This window comes from Bacillus cereus group sp. MYBK216-1, from assembly GCF_051916495.1.
Classification (GTDB): Bacteria; Bacillota; Bacilli; order Bacillales; family Bacillaceae_G; genus Bacillus_A; species Bacillus_A thuringiensis_K.
On record NZ_JBQAGT010000001.1, the window covers coordinates 502935 to 521777 of the forward strand.

Below are 18843 nucleotides of genomic sequence, written 5' to 3' on the forward strand. Positions count from 1 at the left end.
AGTGGAGACGATTTTAGATAAAATTGTAGAACAGAAGAAAAAGGAAGTTGCGGAGTTATGTGAAATATATACACCAGTAAAAGCAAAAAGAAAGACACATTCACTCGTAGAAGCATTACAGCAGTTTACTGTTATTGCAGAAGTAAAGCGAGCGTCACCATCAAAAGGAGATATCAATTTACACGTTGATGTACGAAAACAAGTGAAAACATACGAAGAATGTGGCGCAGGAGCAGTTTCTGTTTTAACAGACGGTCAATTTTTTAAAGGGTCGTTTCATGATTTACAAACGGCAAGAGAAGAAAGTAACATTCCGCTTTTATGTAAAGATTTCATAATCGATAAGATTCAAATTGATAGAGCATATGAAGCTGGCGCAGATATTATTTTATTAATTGTAGCAGCTTTAACGAAAGAGAAATTAAAAGAGCTATATAGCTATGTACGAGAAAAAAGATTAGAAGCAATTGTTGAAGTTCATGATGAAGAGGAATTAGAAATTGCAATCGAATTAAATCCACACGTTATCGGTATTAACAACCGTAATTTAAAAACATTCGAAGTCGATTTAGGCCAAACAGAAAAGCTTGGAAAACGATTAAATGAGGAGAAATTACTTTGGATTAGCGAAAGCGGGATTCATTCAAAAGAGGATATTATCCGTGTTAAAAGAGCTGGAGCAAAAGGTGTATTAGTTGGAGAAGCACTTATGACATCATCTTCTATTCGTACCTTTTTTGAAGATTGTAAGGTGAACATATGAAAGTGAAAATTTGCGGCATCACTGATATGGAAACAGCAAAACGTGCTTGCGAATACGGAGCAGATGCACTCGGATTTGTTTTTGCAGAAAGTAAGCGGAAAATCACTCCAAAGAGAGCGGAAGAAATCATTCAGGAGCTTCCAGCCAACGTGTTAAAAATCGGTGTTTTCGTAAATGAATCAGTAGAAGTGATCCAGAAAATTGCAGATGAGTGCGGGTTAACACATGTACAACTACATGGGGATGAAGACAATTATCAAATTAGAAGATTGAATATTCCGTCTATAAAGTCGCTAGGAGTAACTTCAGAGAGTGATATGAAAAACGCCCAAGGGTATGAAACGGATTATATATTATTTGATAGCCCGAAGGAAAAGTTTCACGGAGGAAATGGAAAGACATTTTCTTGGGAATTACTTGGGTATATGCCAAAAGAATTACGAGAGAAAACGATATTAGCTGGTGGATTAAACGCTCTTAATATAGAAGAAGCAATTCAAACTGTTCGACCATATATGGTTGATGTAAGTAGCGGAGTAGAGACGGAAGGAAAGAAAGATGTAGAGAAAATAAAACAATTTATTAAAAAAGCGAAGGAGTGTTCCAAATGAATTACGCATATCCAGATGAAAAAGGTCACTACGGTATATATGGAGGACGATACGTTCCAGAAACGTTAATGCAATCTGTATTAGAACTAGAAGAAGCGTATAAAGAGGCGATGGAAGATGAAGCATTTCAAAAGGAATTAAATCATTATTTAAAAACGTATGTCGGAAGAGAAACACCGCTTTATTTCGCTGAGAATATGACGGAGTATTGCGGAGGTGCAAAGATTTATTTAAAACGTGAAGATTTGAATCATACAGGGGCTCATAAAATTAACAATACAATTGGTCAGGCGCTTCTTGCGGTACGAATGGGCAAGAAAAAAGTTGTCGCTGAAACAGGAGCTGGACAACACGGAGTCGCAACAGCTACTGTATGTGCTCTTCTCGGATTAGAATGCGTCATTTTTATGGGAGAAGAAGATGTAAGACGTCAAAAATTAAATGTGTTCCGAATGGAATTACTCGGAGCGAAAGTAGAAAGTGTAGCGGCAGGTAGCGGTACATTAAAAGATGCGGTAAACGAGGCGCTTCGTTACTGGGTTTCACATGTGCATGATACGCACTACATTATGGGATCTGTTCTCGGACCACATCCATTCCCGCAAATTGTCCGTGATTTCCAAAGTGTAATTGGAAATGAAACGAAAAAACAATATGAGGCGTTAGAAGGAAAGTTACCAGAAGCAGTCGTTGCTTGTATTGGTGGTGGTAGTAATGCGATGGGAATGTTTTATCCATTCGTACACGATGAAGAAGTCACTCTTTACGGCGTAGAAGCAGCTGGAAAAGGCGTTCATACAGAAAAGCATGCAGCGACTTTAACGAAAGGAAGCGTCGGCGTTTTACACGGATCGATGATGTATCTTCTACAAAATGAAGAAGGACAAATTCAAGAAGCTCACTCTATTTCAGCAGGACTTGATTATCCAGGTGTTGGTCCAGAACATAGTTTGCTAAAAGATATTGGCCGCGTTTCTTATCATTCGATAACAGACGAAGAAGCATTAGAAGCATTTCAATTATTAACGAGAAAAGAAGGCATTATCCCAGCGTTAGAAAGTTCACATGCTGTCGCATACGCATTAAAATTAGCTCCGAAAATGAAGGAAGATGAGGGACTTGTCATTTGTTTATCTGGCCGCGGCGATAAAGATGTAGAGAGTATAAAACGTTATATGGAAGAGGTGTGAAAAATGGGAGTAGAAAAAATTAAAGCAGCGTTTGAAAGTGGTAAGAAAGCATTTATTCCGTACGTAATGGGCGGAGATGGTGGTCTTGAAAAATTAAAAGAAAGAATTCGTTTTTTAGATGAAGCGGGAGCGAGCATCGTTGAAATTGGCATCCCGTTTTCAGATCCAGTTGCAGACGGTCCAACGATTCAAAGAGCAGGGAAACGAGCGCTAGATGGCGGTGTAACAGTAAAAGGCATTTTTCAAGCATTGATAGAGGTAAGGAAAGACGTACAAATTCCGTTTGTACTCATGACATATTTAAATCCAGTACTCGCATTCGGAAAAGAACAATTCATTGAGAGATGCTTAGAAGCGGGTGTAGACGGCATCATCGTTCCAGATTTACCGTATGAAGAACAAGATATTATTGCGCCGCTCCTTCGAGAGGCGAATATCGCTTTAATTCCACTCGTTACCGTAACGAGCCCAATTGAGCGAATCAAAAAAATTACGAGTGAATCAGAAGGATTCGTATACGCCGTTACAGTAGCGGGCGTAACAGGAGTACGTCAAAATTTTAAAGAGGAGATTCATAGTTACTTAGAAAAAGTAAAATCACACGTCAACTTACCAGTAGTCGCTGGATTCGGCATCTCAACAAAAGAACATGTAGAAGAAATGGTTACAATATGCGACGGCGTTGTCGTTGGAAGTAAGATCATTGAGCTTTTAGAAAATGAAAAGCGAGAAGAAATATGTGAATTAATATATGCAACAAAACAAAAAGAAGAGGCGTAGTCTCTTCTTTTTGTTTTGCGTAATAAATGTTAAAATATACAGAAAATACATATAATTAAAGGGGAGAGAAGGCATGCTAAGACGTAAACTACTATATCTATTTTTAACTGTACCGCTATACGCTTGGCTAATTAGCATGACGAAAATAGAGTTAATGGCTCTATTTTTAGGATATGTATTCATCTTTTCCAACTTAAATCGCATTCAAGAACAGTCTATTTTAGAAATATGTCTATTTTCAATTAGTATAGAATTATTTAGTATCGTTTCGATTGTATTATTAAACGAATTATTTCTACGGATTCATTCATTTACATTAATGAAATTTTGGAATATTATATTGCAAGCAATATGTACTTACATTGTGTTTGTTGTGTTGAAAGAAATAGTCGGAAAGCAGACAGTTTTTCAGGATAATAGAAAATGGGAGTGAATGAAAAGGAACCGTTTGGTTCCTTTTTTGAATCTGTTGTAAAAACAATTGAAAATTATAGCATCTGTTATATAATAGTTAAAAATTGTATTTTAAACGAAATGAGATGATAACATGGCCATATTGTTGGCACTTATCCCAATTATGATGATTTTCATTTGTTTATTTTTATTTAAACAAACGTCATTAAGGTCCTCGTTAATTTCTTATGCTGTGTCTGTTGGAATCGTTTTATTCTCGCCAATGTTTCAATTAGGGATAAGTGAAACTGTGCACGCAACGATTAAAGGATGGTTAATTTGTTTTATTGTCGGGTACGTTTTATTTTTCGGTATTTTTTTATTTCACCTCATGAACAAAATGGGGTACATCGATCAAGTAGCACGTTTTCTAGAAGCAGTTACTCAGGATCGTTTATTACAAATGCTGCTTATGTGTTTTGGCATTTGCCCACTTATTGAATCAGTAAGTGGATTCGGTATTGGCTTCATGGTTGCAGCACCTATTTTTCTTTCACTAGGATATAAACCATTTCAAGCTGTACTGCTCTCATTCATCGGCTTACTAGCTAGTTCATGGGGCGCAATGGCAACGGGTACGATTATCGGTTCGCAGCTAATAAATATGCCTCTTACAACACTTGGTACAAATACAGCGCTATTAAGTATTCCGATGTTTGCTTACTTCGTTATTCTTTCTTTACACGTTGTTGGCGGCTGGCAAGCGGTTATAGAAAAGTGGAAAGAAGGAGTAGGGTTCTTTCTATTATTTTCTCTCGGAATATATCTTTCTAATGCGTACGTAAGTGTTGAACTAGCCGGGATATTAAGTTCTATCGTTACGATTACCTTTGGCTTTCTTATCATTAAATTAAAAGGAAAAAGTGGGCAAAATCTTATAACAGAACATGCGGCTGCAACGGAGAGAGAAGTATCCATTATAAAAATTATTAGCCCTTATATATTTCTAACAGTTTGTATTTTACTTTCTCGCCTCGTTCCAGCATTACATGATTTGTTCAGATCATATGCGGTTCTTGATTTGAAATCATACTCTTACAAACTAGAGTTACTATATTCACCAGGATTTTGGCTCGGTATGACTTGCTTATTTACTATTATTTTCTTCCGCATCCCGTCTAATATTATTAAACAATCATTCTCACAAACGATCAAACAATGGATTCCATTTGCTATTACGACGACAATGTTTATCGCCATTTCAGAACTAATGGGTGCATCTGGCATGCATTCATTACTTGCAAAAACAGCTGGTGAAACATTTGGAAGCTTTTTCGTTTTTGTTGCTCCGTTTATTGGCGCTATTGGTGGATTTTTAACAGGTAGTAACGCAGGATCAAATGCAATGTTTATAAAACTACAAATGCAAACCGCACAAAACGTAGCACTCCCGTGGCAATATGTCACAACACTTCAAAACACCGCATCATCAGTAGCGACAATCGCTTGTCCATCACGGATTACATTAGGTGCTTACTTATGTAATATCCCTTACCGTGAAAATGAACTATTAAAGAGGACGACGTTAATGATCTTTGGTGCGGTTTTACTTGTAGTGGTAGAGGTTATTGTTTGGTATATGTTGAGAAATTAAAAATCCCCCTAACATAGGAGGATTTTTTTTGTGAGTGGATAATGATTTAAATATGAATAGCTTCTACTAAGTCAACAACCCGCCACTTAACACCCTTACGGGGCGTTTGAAGTGGGGGCTTGCGTCTGTCGGAGTTCGACAGTGCTTCTACCCTCATAGAGAGCAACTACACTTATTCCTACCCAGTAGTACGAACGAGCAATGCTCTCCTACCTTAGTATGGTGGAGCATAAGGACGGTTGACTTCGCCCCTACCACAAGAGCTATACTCCTGTGGTAACTACACTGATATGCTTAATTCCCTTACGGTGTAGATTCATCGCACCAATACGGTCATCATTTGATTGGTATTGGCAATTTTTACACTTAAAAGTGTGTAGCTTTTTATTACGATTTGCTTTTTCAATGTTTCCGCACTTAGGGCAAGTTTGGGAAGTATATTTGGGGTCTACCACAATTACCTTTTGTCCATTCAATTCAGCTTTATACTCAAGCATTTGACGGAACTGATAGAAAGCCCAAGATACAGAAACATAGCGGTTTTTCACTCGTACTTTCTCTGTCGCAGAACGAACCCCTGTTAAGTCTTCTAAAACAAACATAGTACCTCTAGGGTATGCCTCAACGAGTGCCTTTGTAATTTGATGGTTTACATCAGTTACATAACGGTTTTCTCTTGAGCCAATTTGTTTTATTTTCTTACGAGAAGATGGTGTTTGTCGTGTTTGTAATTGCTTACGAGTAGCTTTAAATTTACCACGCTTATGTTTAACAATATTTCCGTTGTAGAAGGTTGTTTTGCCCTGACTATCATAAGTGGTTGCAAGGAAGTTGATTCCTAAATCAACACCAACGATGTTGTTTACATCTGCGAAATCTAATGTTTGGTACTCTTTTGTCATCGGGATATGTAAGAACCACTTTTTGTACTTATGCACTAATTTAGCAGTACCAAATTTCCAAGTGCTGTTGAAGTATTTCTTCATAGCCTTACGCTCATAATTTAGTTTTAGGCGACCTTCAAGCGTGTTTACACTAAATTGGTTTTTGGTTAGTGAATAATCTCGATTCCAGACTAAATCATATTCTGCAAGTTTGAAGTCAATCAAAGACCATTCATGTCCATTTGATTTAGCCGACTTGTAACGAGCAATTACAGTTTTCATCACAGATTGAGCCATTTGACTTTTTAACCTAAATTGATTTCGTAAATCAGAATAATATAAGTTATTGAGATTTACTTGATTAAGGTTCTTTGTTTCAAATATGTGTTTTGATAACCAATTACAAGCCTTGCGGTAAGCGTTCGTTGTTATCTTTAGACTTTCAGCTTGATTATCGGAAACATGGATTTGTATTTTTGCAGTAATTGTAGGCATTATTTTCACCGCCTTTCACTAATTAAATTGTAACAGATTTTTAGTGAAAGCAAACAACTTAAGTAGAGAAAGTAGGAGGAAAGGTGGAAGTTTCAGATACTTGATATGGTACAGAATCTTAGGATTTTTAACGTACCATACCGTATCTGCCGGCAATTCCTCCCCCACTTATCGTTGGGCTATCGCCCTTCACACGATTGAAGTAGGGGGTATCCTTGCCGATTTTAGATGAATAGGAGATGAAATGTATGCCCCTAAAAAACTACGGTGTGTTAAAAGGTACAGTTATACAATCAAAGATTGGAAAAGGGAAAACACCTCATTATCAAGTTCATTTACAGGGCGAAACAGGAGTAGATTATCGTATTGCAATTAACGTAAAGTCGCAAAGTTATCCATCAGAAGTTTTATATTTTGCGAGTAACAATATTAAATCAGAAGCAATTCATATTTTACCGACATTACCATTCGGTTTTACAGAAATAAAAAACAATGAACCGAAAGTGGCTTTAGATTATGTAAGAGGAAATCTATTTGATTCAAAACAAATGATTCCTTTGCCTCCCGAAAAAGCAGGAGCAGATAATGATTTAAACGAAAAAATAGAACGTTATATAAAGCGAGCGATAGAAGAAAAAGCGATTATTTACGCGTTTGGTGAAAGATGGGGACCAGAAGAAAATACACCAGATTCCTATTTTCATTTCAAACCAGGAAACGGTATACATGATATTCACATGAATCAAGGGAATGTAGAGAAATGGAAAGGTGATAATGGTATATGGCAAGACGGAGGGATACTCATTCACTTTGAAAAGGAAGAAGAATGGATTGGTATCTTTCTTGCATTCCAATCACAGTCATGGTGTACCGATGAAGAAGGGCATGCTCGTGTGCCTGTTGAGCATTGTGATTATAAGGGGAATAATTAATAAGAAGAGGGCGTTCAAAAAGAACGCCCTCTTCTTATTTTATAAAACCCAAAACTAACAAGTGTAGAAAGACAAGAGAAAAGCAGTGCTACACTAGAAAACGCAATGAGATACATATTATATTTCATAACCTGTCCAATTAGCTGGTTACTGTCGTATTGAAACAGTCCCGCTATGATGTTGAATAAAAATAAAACGATAAACATGACGATAACTCCGTCTATTGATCCTTTAATGTCTGGTTTACTTAAAGCGATATGTGCGGAAATACAAATGGCGATAAATAAAAATAACCAAAAGAAAGGATTCAATAAATTGCCGATTGTAAATAAGCTTTTCAATAATACAAACGTCGATAAGAGCATGTTTTGGATCATTTCTACATTAATAGAAGTAGAAGCAATCGTTTTTTCGAGAGTTGTATTAAATAAAAAATATGATTCTGGTACGAAATAGCGCATTAAAAGGATTAATGCAGTAATACCAGAAATAATAGGCCCGATGCCGATGAAGAAATTCCCAATTCGTTGATACACACTTTTTTGATTGTATTGATGTTGTACGTAACCTAATGCTCCTTGACTTGTATCTGTTGGGAAAAACTGCGTTGCTACAATTTTATGACGGAACAGTACGCACATAATGGCATGTCCAAGTTCGTGAATCGGAACACCAATCCACGCCGTTAAAAGGAATCCTTTTCTTCCGAAAGCCCTCGACCAATACATTCGTGTTAGTGATTCTAAATAACCTAATAGAAATCCAATTACAATGATAACGCCAATTAAAGAAAATAATTGGATTACGCTCGTAAGGAATATTTGAAAAATTGAGTTTACCAATTCCATTGCCAGTCATCCAATCTGTTAAAAATATTATTTATTCTGTTTCATAATAGCATTTTTTCAAGATTACTAGCACATATATTTTCTTTCGGAAGAAGGATTTCAGAATCTTTTTCTTGTAGTCATGTTTTATGTCCAAAGTCATATATTGAACTTGTAACACCCTATATGGTATATGCTTAAGGAGGGATAAGAGAATGAAATGTCCGTCATGTCATACAGAAAATGCAGCGGAGGCAAAATTTTGCGGGAATTGTGGACATTCGTTAACGGAAGAGGTAGTGGCAAGTAGTGGTCAAGAAGAAGGGCCGGAACAAGCACGTGCGGCACAAGCGAAGAAAACTGGGCCAAATGAAACGGTAGAACAAGCGAAGCGGTTTGCGAGCGGCTATTTTCAATTTTTTAAACATGCATTACAAGCACCGACAGCGATTATGAAAAGCGGCGCTATTGAAGTGCGAAATGGAATTGTAAGTCTTATTCTTATTTGTTTTTTAGGAGCATGTATTTTTTATAGAATGATGAGTGCAGCATCAGCAGTTACGAGAACATTTGCACCAGATATACCTACTCCCACGTTTTTTGGAGAATCTATAACGGTCTTTTTCTTTTTATTAATTTTAACTTTATTTGTCGGATTTATTATTTTTGTAAGTGGTAAGATGATGAAATCATCTTTTTCGTTTCTTGAAGTATTCGGTATATGGGGAACGATAGCGACGCCGGCTATTGTCATATTAGTCCTTTCTTTTCTTTTTAGTTTCTTATTAATCTTTTTCTTACCGATATTATTATCGGTAGCTACAACTTATATAGGGATTAGTATAACTGTAGCGGTATTAAAACTAGCCAATGGCGGATTAGATCTCGTTTACACACTTATTATTGCGAATGTTTTAATTGGAATAGCAACATTCATTGTACTTTGGTCTTACATTAGCACGATAATTCAAGCCTTAACACAAGGAATAACTGGCTTCTAATGAAAAGGTGGTTGACTGGATGAAGGTATGTACAAAGTGCGGAGTTCAGTTTGAAGATGGTGTGCAATTTTGTCAAAACTGCGGGACGAAGAGGGGACGTTCTGTAGTAAAGAAGAACATGAGCGGTGGTGTAAAAGTTGGCATTACACTGTTAGCGCTATTTGTTATAGCGATTATTGGATTGTATTTGTACGGATCGTCGTATTATACGCAGGTGGCACAAGTAGACCGGATGATTACGATTTTACAAGAGAGAGACGGAGAGAAATTAGCTGAGATCGTTACGGCAGATGATCCATCGATTATGATAACGAGAGAGAGCGTAACGCCTCTATTTTCATATATAAAAGAAAATCCATCTTACGTAAATGAATTAAGAGAATACTTGAGACAAGGTGAAAAACAACGGGACGGAATAGAAAGAGCTGATTTTTCATTAACGAAAGACGGAAAGTATTTCGTTATATTTGATCGCTATAAATTGAAAGCGAAGACGTACTATACAACTTTGCTTACAAATGAAAAAGACGTATCGTTAAAAATGAACGGAAAAGAAATTGATAAGACAGATGACAAAAAGTTTGAGAAGCAATATGGGCCATTTCTTCCGGGAAATCAAGTGTTTCAATCAGAATATAAAAATGACTACGTAAAACTATTGCGTGAGGAAAAGGTTGTACTTATGAAACAAAGCCAAAATAACGTAACGGTAGATTTAACGTTGCAAGGTCAATATATTACAGTTCAAACGAACGCGCCTGGTGCAACATTGTACGTAAATCAAAAACCAGTTACAGCGCTGGCAGGAGAAGAAATTACATGGGGGCCTGTAGCGACTGATGGAAGTGCGACGATTTATTTAGAACGAAATGGAGAAAGTGGACGGGAAACGACAAAAGTAGAGACGGTAACGGCACTTTCGTCTTATAATCTTCCATTCCAAAAGAAAAGTACAGAAAAAACAGTTGTTTATAATGTTACCCCGCCACCTACGACTGAGTATGTATATAATGGTTTCATCTTTCCTGATAGTGATATTCGAAAATTAACGAGCGCAGATTTAACATATTTATCGAAAGAGCAGTTGAAAATTGCTAGAAACGAAATATATGCAAGGCATGGCCATATTTTTCAAACGAAAGATATGCAAGCGTATTTTGCAAAACAGTCTTGGTATAGAGAAAATCCTTATTTTACAGGAACGTTAACAGATATTGAAACTTATAATGTTGAACTAATCAAATCAAGAGAATAGAGCGCTTGAAAAAGGTACAGTGTATATTGCTGTACCTTTTCTATCGTTATTTAGCTGTACCAGGATCCCTAGAGAAAAAGATATGAAAGAGAAATGTGACTTTACTTGCTCCCCCGGATGTACTGGCTTGCACATCAGATAAAGAACTAGACGTTAAGGCAGCTTCAGAATGAGGAGGAACGACTATTTTGAGTGCATCATCTGATTCTGATGATATAGTAACCGTTATTGTATCATCAGAAACATTTACAACTTTAATAGTACCGACGGGGAAGATGGACTTACCAGCATGTGATGCAGAAGCAAAGCGAGTGGCTTTCCAAATAGTTTGAGAGAAAGTATCATTGTCTGATAACCAAGCGCGAGCACTGTATAATGTTGCATTAACGGTAAATTCTTGTTCAAGCGGGAGGGCGGCTTTCGGTTCTTTCGGTTCCTCTGGAAACTGAGCGAGAAGACCAGCGCACATGTATGTTTCACCTACTTTCAATAGTTACTGTTATAGCATATTAAACATGTTGTTTATAAGACACGACAGTTACCTATTCATACATAAGTTTGTGCACCAAATTTGAAGATGAAATTCTCTTTCTTTACAATGGAAGTAGGTGTTATTTCTATAAAATATGGAAAACGTAAAGAATATGTAAAAAAGAAGGAGTGGTAAAGTGAACTATGTCATTATTGGCGGAGATGCAGCTGGTATGAGTGCAGCTATGCAAATTGTTAGAAACGATGAAAATGCAAATGTTGTAACTTTAGAAAAAGGTGAAATTTATTCATACGCTCAGTGTGGATTACCGTATGTCATTAGTGGTGCTATCGCTTCAACTGAAAAGTTAATTGCGCGCAACGTGAAGACGTTTCGTGAGAAATATGGAATTGATGCGAAAGTGCGTCATGAAGTAACGAAAGTAGATACGGAAAAGAAAATGGTGTATGCAGAGCATACGAAGACGAAAGATGTCTTTGAATTTCCATATGATCGATTATTAATTGCGACTGGAGTGCGTCCTGTTATGCCAGAATGGGAGGGACGGGAATTACAAGGTGTTCATCTTTTAAAAACAATTCCTGATGCTGAGCGCATATTAAAAACGCTAGAAACGAGTAAAGTTGAAGATGTAACGATTATTGGAGGTGGTGCAATCGGACTGGAAATGGCAGAAACATTCGTCGAACTTGGTAAGAAAGTAAGAATGATTGAGCGAAATGATCATATCGGTACGATTTATGATGCGGATATGGCGGAGTATATACATAAAGAAGCAGATAAACATCATATTGAAATTTTAACGAATGAAAATGTAAAAGCGTTCAAAGGGAATGAACAAGTAGAAGCAGTTGAAACGGATAAAGGTACGTATAAAGCGGATCTTGTTTTAGTATCTGTCGGAGTGAAGCCGAATACTGATTTTCTTGAAGGAACGAACATACGTACAAATCATAAAGGGGCCATCGAGGTAAATGCATATATGCAGACGAATGTGCAAGATGTATATGCAGCTGGTGATTGTGCGACACATTATCACGTGATAAAAGAAATTTATGACCATATTCCAATTGGAACAACTGCAAATAAACAAGGGCGACTTGCCGGGCTGAATATGCTGGATAAACGAAGAGCTTTTAAAGGAACGTTAGGTACAGGCATTATTAAATTTATGAATTTGACGCTTGCAAGAACAGGCTTAAATGAAAAAGAAGCAAAAGGACTACATATCCCGTATAAAACAGTCAAAGTAGATTCCACAAATATGGCAGGCTATTATCCAAATGCGAAACCACTTTACTTAAAATTACTATACCGTTCTGACACGAAACAATTATTAGGTGGACAAGTAATTGGAGAAGAAGGCGTAGATAAACGTATTGATGTGATTGCGATGGCGCTTTTCAATAAAATGAGTATTCATGATTTAGAAGATGTCGACTTAAGTTATGCACCACCATATAACAGCGTGTGGGACCCAATTCAGCAAGCGGCAAGGAGAGCGGAATAGCACTTTTTAAAGTGCTATTTTTTTTACAATGAGGGAGTAAATAAAGTTTCACTTTATTTTGAATATACCGTGCCCCCTTGAAAACATCGTACGTATCGCTTATATTTTCATATAGTATTTATTTTTTAAACGAAGCAATGAACGAACCAGGGGGCGCAGTATGGCAATTAACATGAAAACAATCGAAGAATGGATTGCTGAATCAAATGCAAGACATGAAGAAGACTTTGGACACGTTGTGGAAGAAATGAAAGAAGTATGTGTCGGACTTGATAACGCGACATTAATTTATACGAAAAACGTATTTTGTTTCGGTAAAAAAGTAGAAGTCTTTTTCTTCTTCCAAGACCATGTCGTGATTGGACAAGAAAAAGACGAATATGTTGAGATTGAAAAATTAAAGTATGATGCCATTACCAATAGTAATTTAAAAACAAATGACAAAAATACTACGTTAGAATTAAAGTTTGCTAACGGACAATCTATTAATTTAGATAGTTTAAATGATAACTACGGTACGAAAAATTGGTTATTTGCTAGACAAATTAAGAGTATTTTTAAGTTAATCTAGTAAAAAAGCACGCCGTCCATCGGCGTGCTTTTAACTATGCAAAGCCCCTTTTAACCAATTCCGCGCCCGATATGCCCCAACTGGAACTTGAATAAGAGATGTTTCATTCCCAGCATCAATACCGTACAATTGATCACATGAATTTGTATCAAAACTTAGTAACGGATGCCCGCCCATCCCCATAGCAGTTGCAGCGAAAATGAGTTTATGAACGAGTATACCTGCTTCCATTTGGTGAATGCGGTATCCTCTATAGCCTAATGCACGTGTATAGTAATCTTTCTTTCCGACTACATGTAAGCAAAGTGGTACTTGAAAAAGGTTAACGTTATCCATCGTCATACTAGACTGAAGTGGGTAGCGAAGGTCTCCATATCGAATTGGTTGTATGGAATGTGTTTTACTGTTATAAGCGTAAGCCCCGTTTTTAATATTTTTCACGTTATAAAAACATCCATATAAGGAGATGCGTGTATTTTCATTTGTATACTTACCGTCAAGATCGTTGTAATAGGGGAAGGAGAGACTCGCTTCTTGTAGTAAAGTAGCGAGCTCGGCTGCATCCCATTTCGTTAAAATAAAGTCCGCATCAGGAGAATATCGTTTTCTGCAAAGTTGCAAGAAATCATACGATAACCGTTCTACTTTTGGTAGCTGTACAGCGTACGTATTATGTTGATAGTGCTCTTCATGATGTAGTGTTTGGAAGTGTGCTGTCGATTCGATCATAGAAGCTTCATTTATTTTTGTTATCATCGGATATTCATCTACATGTTTTGAGCGAATGAAATGTTCATGTGCGAGCGGCGGAATTTGTTGCAACAACTCATGAGAAGTAACTGTTTTATTTTCACGGTAATCATTGTGAAACCAATTAGTTTCTGGCTCTGTACTTAAAGGAATAACGGCATACAAACTTTCTTCACCTTCTGACAATCCGAGTAAATGGTTCAGTGCACGGTCTAGAAATTGAAAGTATACGCCGTTCGTATAACCGAACTGTTTTGCACATTCTAGTAATTGTCCAATGAGAACCCCGCTATCTAATCCTTGAAGTCGATATGAAAAGTTATTGTATTTAAAGAAGTTTTTCCAAAACATAGTGGATACGAATGCAGCACCGAAACAATCATGTATATTACAGCGATTACCGAGTGCGTCTGTTAAATAAGAATCGAAATTTCCTTCGCGAAGTAAAATAAGTCGGTGATGTGCGGCGTCATAATGGTAAATGCCGTCTGGATAATCGTCAACCTTTAAATAGATATACAATTCATTCGGGTATAAGGCACCGCCTGAAGGAATGGATCTACGTAATACATTTCTCTCGCTATTTAGCTGACATAATTGTGTTACACCAAATGAATACCAAAGGTAATAACCAATCTCATTTAGAGTAGGTGTAGTAGAAGAGTTCGATAAAGATAACGGGATTTCTAAGGAGAGCGGGATGGTAGGTACATTTCGATATAATTTATAAGGAAGCGGTGCGTCTTTCCAGTCCACCTCATGATTCGGCATAATTTCATCGATAGAGAAATGGAGATGATGTAAAAAAGTATCTAGCTGCATGAAATCCCTCCTTTACTATGGAAACGGATGTGGATGTGGATTTAATTTTTCATTCGTTAAAGGTTCGTCTGTATATCCAAGTGTCATCGGTACGGTATATACCCGGTCCAATCCTGTAACCCGAGTAAGATGGTGTCCGAACGTCATCGGTAACATGCCTGGAATAATAACTTTTACACAGTATAGTCCGTTCTTTTCTATAAGGGGAACGGTTTGATCTACAACAATTATTTCCAGATTAGATTGATGCAAACGATTTAAAAGTTGGTGGAGATCGGATGTTAAATCCATATCAAATGATTGTGATACATTCATTTCTTGGAACGTTTGCACCGGTGCATCTTCTCGTAAAAGGAAGTGAAGACGTTCTTCCGTTTCTTTCAATCCATACAGCATACTATGGTCTTCCATTTTATTAACGAAATAAGGATCTTGTAAGCATTTTTCGTAGTATTCTCTTTTGTGCTCGAGCTCATCGTCTGTTATAAGTAACATGCCTGCTATTTCTTGAATGGCGCTTTTTAAGGCTCGAATAGGATCTAAATGAGCGCCTCCCGCACAAACAACGTTCATTCCATTTTCACGCGTATTTTTTGCAATTACCCATAAGCTCGGGATGCCGTGTTCCATCGTCGCATTAAAAGCGTATAATTCATATCCGGTAATCGTACGTAACCGCTGGATCATTAATTGTAATTCTGTATCATTTGCTGAATTAAGATCAAGGCGGGGAAGAGGTAATTCGGCATACCAAGTGAGTAAGAAGGCATCACGCTCTACAATTTCTAAAATGCCGTGAAAAATCGCTTCTTCTAAACTACCGCCAATTGCACATCCATTTGATGTTTCATACACGAAAGCATCTCGATGACCGAGGCTGTAATAAGCAATTGATTCAGGAACTAAAAGCGGTCTGTTTTGTGATAAAGAATATCCCCATACCCAGTTTTGCTCATAATCAGGATCAAACGGTTTAAATGGAAAATTATTACGATTGTAATGTTCATTTGTATGTACACCGAGTGTGAGGGGATTTAGTGCATGTTCCTCTAAATCATGAAAACTACCATGCACATTTGTTTTTTTTCCACGAGGCGACATACCGCAATATCGTTCTAAACCTTCTAAAATGGCAGTTGCTTCACTCACTGCAAATGAATGAGTTCGGCCTGCAACACCTTCATTTCCAAACATTAATGGCATGTTTATAATGACGTCAGCGAATGGTAATAAAGAATGCTGTATTTTGCCGTTCAACATACCGACCCGATAATCTAAATAGTCTCTTGTTAAAAATGTGTTTAATTCATGAATGGAACGGCAGCGATACGTTTCGGTGCTTACTTTTAAACTCGGTTGTAAAGAAACTTCCGCCGCATCCGCAGTATCATCAGGTAAATTACTACATACAGGACAGAGAGGATCTGGAAGAAAAGAATGCCGCGTACATTGTAATGTTTGTAAGTTTAGTAAAATAAGTTCATTTTCTAAAGAGGAATGGTTATGAGTTAATATTTTTTCTGTTTCTGCGCAAATAATATGGCACATTTGCAACATTCCATTTTGGGTGGCACGTACATCACGCCTCGTTACATTATCTGCTTTAAAGGCATATTTCCGCTGTAGTTCCCACATTTCTTTTTGATCAAAGCCAGCGATAAAACGGCGTCCATCAGAACAATGGGAACATCCGGGCGCAAGAGGATGAATGTAAGGACCGATAATACCTTCGCCAAATGAAGTAAAACCACGTAGCCACGGGATATGTTTTGACCGAAAAATTAGCTCAGCATCATGATGAATAGTAGAAGGAGATCCATCATGTAATACGAGAGCGAGATGAATATTTTCAGGAAGTTCTTCTGTAAGGGTATGCTGGCGAATGATGGAATATTGTTTGCATAATTGATCATGTACATAGTCTGCAAGAAGGCCATCCCCTATAAGCAATATATTTTGAGTCATAGACCGTCCTCCTTTGCAATTAATACTCCGTATACACCGTCTAAGCTTTCTTTCAAAAATGGTTCAATTGCTAAATCAAATACGAATGGGTAAAAATTATGTTCTTCTAAATGTTGTAAGGCGAGTTGTAAAGATTGTACGCTTGGAATGTCTTCTTCCGCTTGTATTTCCACTCTAAAAGAATCCGTGTCATATAAAATAATAGACGATTCAGGCAAGATATTAGCTCTGTAAGGAGTCTCTTCACTTTGAATGTGGAGCAGTGATAGTTGTAGTGCGTTCCGTAACGCTAACGTCATATTAATATTAGATGCACCGTACCATCTATCATTTATACCAACCCAAACGACTGGAAAACTAAGAATCTCTTCGCTCATTGCGATTTTAGGTGTTTCATGAATTGTAGCAAGGGCATCGTAATAAAATCTACAATGTTTATCGTGAATATCAGTTAAATCAATCGTTGTAAGTTCTTCTAGCATATGTGATTGCCGCTCATACAATTTATTGTTTAAATGTTGTTGTAGTGCCCGGTAAAATCCTTCTGTCATCGTTTCTCCAGCCCCGATACCGATATCGTTATGTTCAGGAATAAGGCGGTGAATGATTTCTGCTACATATGTTTCAATTCCTGTTAAACCAGCTTCTCGGCGTGCTTCATTATGAGTCAATCCACTGCGAGTCATAAGAGGCAGAAGGGGAGCTGGGCCATCTGATAGTGGATTGGCTACTTGAATATAGCACTGTGATAACGGTAATTGATATGAATCTTGTTCATCCCATACATGGAATATACCGGATTCTTTAGAAGTTAATGAGTCAAAAAATCGGAATACATCAGTTGAAGTATGTTGGTTCGACCGATGCTCAAGTTTTTCAGAAAGATTTTCTATCGTATCAATTGTAAAACTTTCATCAGTTGCAAGAGGGTGTTTTATAAAAGGATGCCACGTTCCTTCAAGTGTTTCATAGTTTAATAAAAAGAATTGTGATTCTTTTTCACGATATGAATCATCCGCGACATGTTTAAACAATTCAAAAACGATTACATTTGCTAACATGGCAGATGTAATTGGTGAGAAGGAATCCGATGAATTTTCATTTTGCAAAGTCGTTTCATGTAGCCGATGCCATGCGGATTCCCAGCATTCATCACGATTTTCCGTTACGACAGGTCCAGCTATACCGAGTGTTGATAAACAAATAGCTGGTATAAAATTCTTTTTCGTTTCTCTACAAATAGTGTGAACTGTTTTTAAACCGTCAATGTCTCCATTTTGAGAAACATATAAAATCCAATCAAAAGGTTCGAATACTTCATGCAAGGGACGGTCAATTGTAGTATCGATTTCTTGAAGGAGTACACTATTATCAACTTCATATGCACGTTCTATTAGCTCATGTATTCTGTCATAGTTTGTTTCATCTCGATCTGTAACGAGGTAATGAAATGTAGGTAAACCAGATTCTAATAAAGAAGAAACTAAAGAAGTAAGCATATCTCCGGAGCCAAGTACAAGGACATTTGCTCCGCGGTATGTTTCAAATTTTAAAGCACCTGAATGAGAATCAGCTTCTAAAAATTCAATTTGTGAAGCATATCTGTCGAGTAATGTACTGTTTAATTCATGAGGTGCATCTTGATTTGCATCGCGAACGAAACCATTTTCATATAAAATCTCTCCAATTTCAAATACTCGATTTTGATAGGGGAGAGGGAGGCCATCGGTTATTTCTGCTAAAGAATAATTCCCGTTAAACATTGGCATTAATTTTTCAATCCAGTCATAAATTCCATCACCGTCCATGCGAAATGAACTGGCGTTATTTCGAAAATAGACACCCCCGTTTGAATCGGGGAGGAAGAAAGTATCCTTATTTACTTTAAGTTTTGCATGAATTGGAAGGTTATTCATTTTAATCCTCCTTACGTTTAGGCATACATTA

At 37.2% G+C, this 18843-nt stretch carries 17 protein-coding genes; 11 read left to right on the forward strand and 6 right to left on the reverse strand.

Annotated features, from left to right (window positions below):
* Nucleotide 1 precedes the first annotated feature (1 nt).
* From trpC to ACTFRH_RS02725, 6 genes are all read left to right on the forward strand, one after another.
* A complete protein-coding gene (trpC, locus tag ACTFRH_RS02700) occupies nucleotides 2-763 on the forward strand; it encodes an indole-3-glycerol phosphate synthase TrpC (protein WP_000447789.1) in 762 nt (253 codons plus the stop codon).
* Entirely contained in the window at nucleotides 760-1374 is a 615-nt protein-coding gene (locus tag ACTFRH_RS02705) for a phosphoribosylanthranilate isomerase (protein ID WP_000865119.1), read from the forward strand. Before trpC ends, ACTFRH_RS02705 begins: the two co-directional genes overlap by 4 nt.
* Entirely contained in the window at nucleotides 1371-2564 is a 1194-nt protein-coding gene (trpB, locus tag ACTFRH_RS02710; RefSeq protein WP_001105002.1) for a tryptophan synthase subunit beta, read from the forward strand. The genes ACTFRH_RS02705 and trpB overlap by 4 nt, the downstream gene beginning before the upstream one ends.
* A 3-nt stretch (nucleotides 2565-2567) precedes the next feature.
* On the forward strand, nucleotides 2568-3344 hold the full coding sequence (gene trpA, locus ACTFRH_RS02715; RefSeq protein WP_000537840.1) for a tryptophan synthase subunit alpha: 777 nt from the start codon (nucleotides 2568-2570) through the stop codon (nucleotides 3342-3344).
* A 73-nt stretch (nucleotides 3345-3417) separates the two neighbouring features.
* Nucleotides 3418-3777, forward strand: coding sequence for a DUF4029 domain-containing protein (locus tag ACTFRH_RS02720; RefSeq protein ID WP_000946131.1), 360 nt, complete (start codon nucleotides 3418-3420; stop codon nucleotides 3775-3777).
* Nucleotides 3778-3891: 114 nt separating this feature from the next.
* A complete protein-coding gene (locus ACTFRH_RS02725) occupies nucleotides 3892-5391 on the forward strand; it encodes an L-lactate permease (protein ID WP_000996236.1) in 1500 nt (499 codons plus the stop codon).
* Nucleotides 5392-5654: 263 nt separating this feature from the next.
* Here the strand turns inward: ACTFRH_RS02725 and ACTFRH_RS02730 are convergent, their stop codons facing one another.
* Nucleotides 5655-6770, reverse strand: a complete 1116-nt coding sequence (locus ACTFRH_RS02730) for an RNA-guided endonuclease InsQ/TnpB family protein (protein ID WP_001142359.1) — start codon at nucleotides 6768-6770, stop codon at nucleotides 5655-5657.
* Between the two features lie 248 nt (nucleotides 6771-7018).
* Between ACTFRH_RS02730 and ACTFRH_RS02735 the strand changes: the two genes are divergently transcribed.
* Nucleotides 7019-7702: a DUF2278 family protein gene (locus tag ACTFRH_RS02735; RefSeq protein WP_001128605.1), complete on the forward strand. Its 684-nt coding sequence runs from the start codon at nucleotides 7019-7021 to the stop codon at nucleotides 7700-7702.
* 14 nt (nucleotides 7703-7716) lie between these two features.
* On the opposite strand, the gene ACTFRH_RS02740 is transcribed toward ACTFRH_RS02735, so the two are convergent.
* The gene (locus ACTFRH_RS02740; protein ID WP_000424501.1) at nucleotides 7717-8550 is read right to left on the reverse strand and encodes a hypothetical protein; all 834 of its coding nucleotides are present in this window, start codon (nucleotides 8548-8550) and stop codon (nucleotides 7717-7719) included.
* Between the two features lie 194 nt (nucleotides 8551-8744).
* Between ACTFRH_RS02740 and ACTFRH_RS02745 the strand changes: the two genes are divergently transcribed.
* Both ACTFRH_RS02745 and ACTFRH_RS02750 read left to right on the forward strand, forming a co-directional pair.
* Nucleotides 8745-9530: a zinc ribbon domain-containing protein gene (locus ACTFRH_RS02745; protein WP_000650092.1), complete on the forward strand. Its 786-nt coding sequence runs from the start codon at nucleotides 8745-8747 to the stop codon at nucleotides 9528-9530.
* A 19-nt stretch (nucleotides 9531-9549) separates the two neighbouring features.
* A complete protein-coding gene (locus ACTFRH_RS02750; protein ID WP_000861668.1) occupies nucleotides 9550-10785 on the forward strand; it encodes a TcaA 3rd/4th domain-containing protein in 1236 nt (411 codons plus the stop codon).
* A 46-nt stretch (nucleotides 10786-10831) separates the two neighbouring features.
* Here the strand turns inward: ACTFRH_RS02750 and ACTFRH_RS02755 are convergent, their stop codons facing one another.
* Nucleotides 10832-11254 (reverse strand): hypothetical protein, encoded by a 423-nt coding sequence (locus ACTFRH_RS02755; protein WP_000332396.1) that lies wholly within the window; start codon nucleotides 11252-11254, stop codon nucleotides 10832-10834.
* A gap of 199 nt (nucleotides 11255-11453) precedes the next feature.
* On the opposite strand from ACTFRH_RS02755, the gene ACTFRH_RS02760 reads away from it, so the two are divergent.
* Both ACTFRH_RS02760 and ACTFRH_RS02765 read left to right on the forward strand, forming a co-directional pair.
* A complete protein-coding gene (locus tag ACTFRH_RS02760; protein WP_001110236.1) occupies nucleotides 11454-12788 on the forward strand; it encodes an FAD-dependent oxidoreductase in 1335 nt (444 codons plus the stop codon).
* 160 nt (nucleotides 12789-12948) lie between these two features.
* Nucleotides 12949-13359, forward strand: a complete 411-nt coding sequence (locus ACTFRH_RS02765) for a DUF3908 family protein (protein WP_000996782.1) — start codon at nucleotides 12949-12951, stop codon at nucleotides 13357-13359.
* A gap of 30 nt (nucleotides 13360-13389) precedes the next feature.
* Here ACTFRH_RS02765 and ACTFRH_RS02770 read toward each other — a convergent pair whose 3' ends face one another.
* Genes ACTFRH_RS02770 through ACTFRH_RS02780 form a run of 3 tightly spaced genes read right to left on the reverse strand, consistent with a single transcriptional unit; the run spans nucleotide 13390 to nucleotide 18812 of the window.
* Entirely contained in the window at nucleotides 13390-14931 is a 1542-nt protein-coding gene (locus ACTFRH_RS02770; protein ID WP_001175551.1) for a SagB family peptide dehydrogenase, read from the reverse strand.
* Between the two features lie 15 nt (nucleotides 14932-14946).
* Complete coding sequence (locus ACTFRH_RS02775; protein ID WP_000192987.1) at nucleotides 14947-16896, reverse strand: TOMM precursor leader peptide-binding protein; 1950 nt, start codon at nucleotides 16894-16896, stop codon at nucleotides 14947-14949.
* The gene (locus ACTFRH_RS02780; protein WP_001061558.1) at nucleotides 16893-18812 is read right to left on the reverse strand and encodes a putative thiazole-containing bacteriocin maturation protein; all 1920 of its coding nucleotides are present in this window, start codon (nucleotides 18810-18812) and stop codon (nucleotides 16893-16895) included. Before ACTFRH_RS02780 ends, ACTFRH_RS02775 begins: the two co-directional genes overlap by 4 nt.
* Nucleotides 18813-18843: the final 31 nt, after the last annotated feature.

Excerpts from the sequence above, each read along its gene's own strand:
- ACTFRH_RS02705 (WP_000865119.1), top strand. The coding sequence starts at position 760 with ATGAAAGTGAAAATTTGCGGCATCACTGATATGGAAACAGCAAAACGT.
- trpB (WP_001105002.1), top strand. The coding sequence starts at position 1,371 with ATGAATTACGCATATCCAGATGAAAAAGGTCACTACGGTATATATGGA.
- trpA (WP_000537840.1), top strand. The coding sequence starts at position 2,568 with ATGGGAGTAGAAAAAATTAAAGCAGCGTTTGAAAGTGGTAAGAAAGCA.
- ACTFRH_RS02720 (WP_000946131.1), top strand. The coding sequence starts at position 3,418 with ATGCTAAGACGTAAACTACTATATCTATTTTTAACTGTACCGCTATAC.
- ACTFRH_RS02725 (WP_000996236.1), top strand. The coding sequence starts at position 3,892 with ATGGCCATATTGTTGGCACTTATCCCAATTATGATGATTTTCATTTGT.
- ACTFRH_RS02730 (WP_001142359.1), bottom strand. The coding sequence starts at position 6,770 with ATGCCTACAATTACTGCAAAAATACAAATCCATGTTTCCGATAATCAA.
- ACTFRH_RS02735 (WP_001128605.1), top strand. The coding sequence starts at position 7,019 with ATGCCCCTAAAAAACTACGGTGTGTTAAAAGGTACAGTTATACAATCA.
- ACTFRH_RS02740 (WP_000424501.1), bottom strand. The coding sequence starts at position 8,550 with ATGGAATTGGTAAACTCAATTTTTCAAATATTCCTTACGAGCGTAATC.
- ACTFRH_RS02745 (WP_000650092.1), top strand. The coding sequence starts at position 8,745 with ATGAAATGTCCGTCATGTCATACAGAAAATGCAGCGGAGGCAAAATTT.
- ACTFRH_RS02750 (WP_000861668.1), top strand. The coding sequence starts at position 9,550 with ATGAAGGTATGTACAAAGTGCGGAGTTCAGTTTGAAGATGGTGTGCAA.
- ACTFRH_RS02755 (WP_000332396.1), bottom strand. The coding sequence starts at position 11,254 with ATGTGCGCTGGTCTTCTCGCTCAGTTTCCAGAGGAACCGAAAGAACCG.
- ACTFRH_RS02765 (WP_000996782.1), top strand. The coding sequence starts at position 12,949 with ATGGCAATTAACATGAAAACAATCGAAGAATGGATTGCTGAATCAAAT.
- ACTFRH_RS02770 (WP_001175551.1), bottom strand. The coding sequence starts at position 14,931 with ATGCAGCTAGATACTTTTTTACATCATCTCCATTTCTCTATCGATGAA.
- ACTFRH_RS02775 (WP_000192987.1), bottom strand. The coding sequence starts at position 16,896 with ATGACTCAAAATATATTGCTTATAGGGGATGGCCTTCTTGCAGACTAT.
- ACTFRH_RS02780 (WP_001061558.1), bottom strand. The coding sequence starts at position 18,812 with ATGAATAACCTTCCAATTCATGCAAAACTTAAAGTAAATAAGGATACT.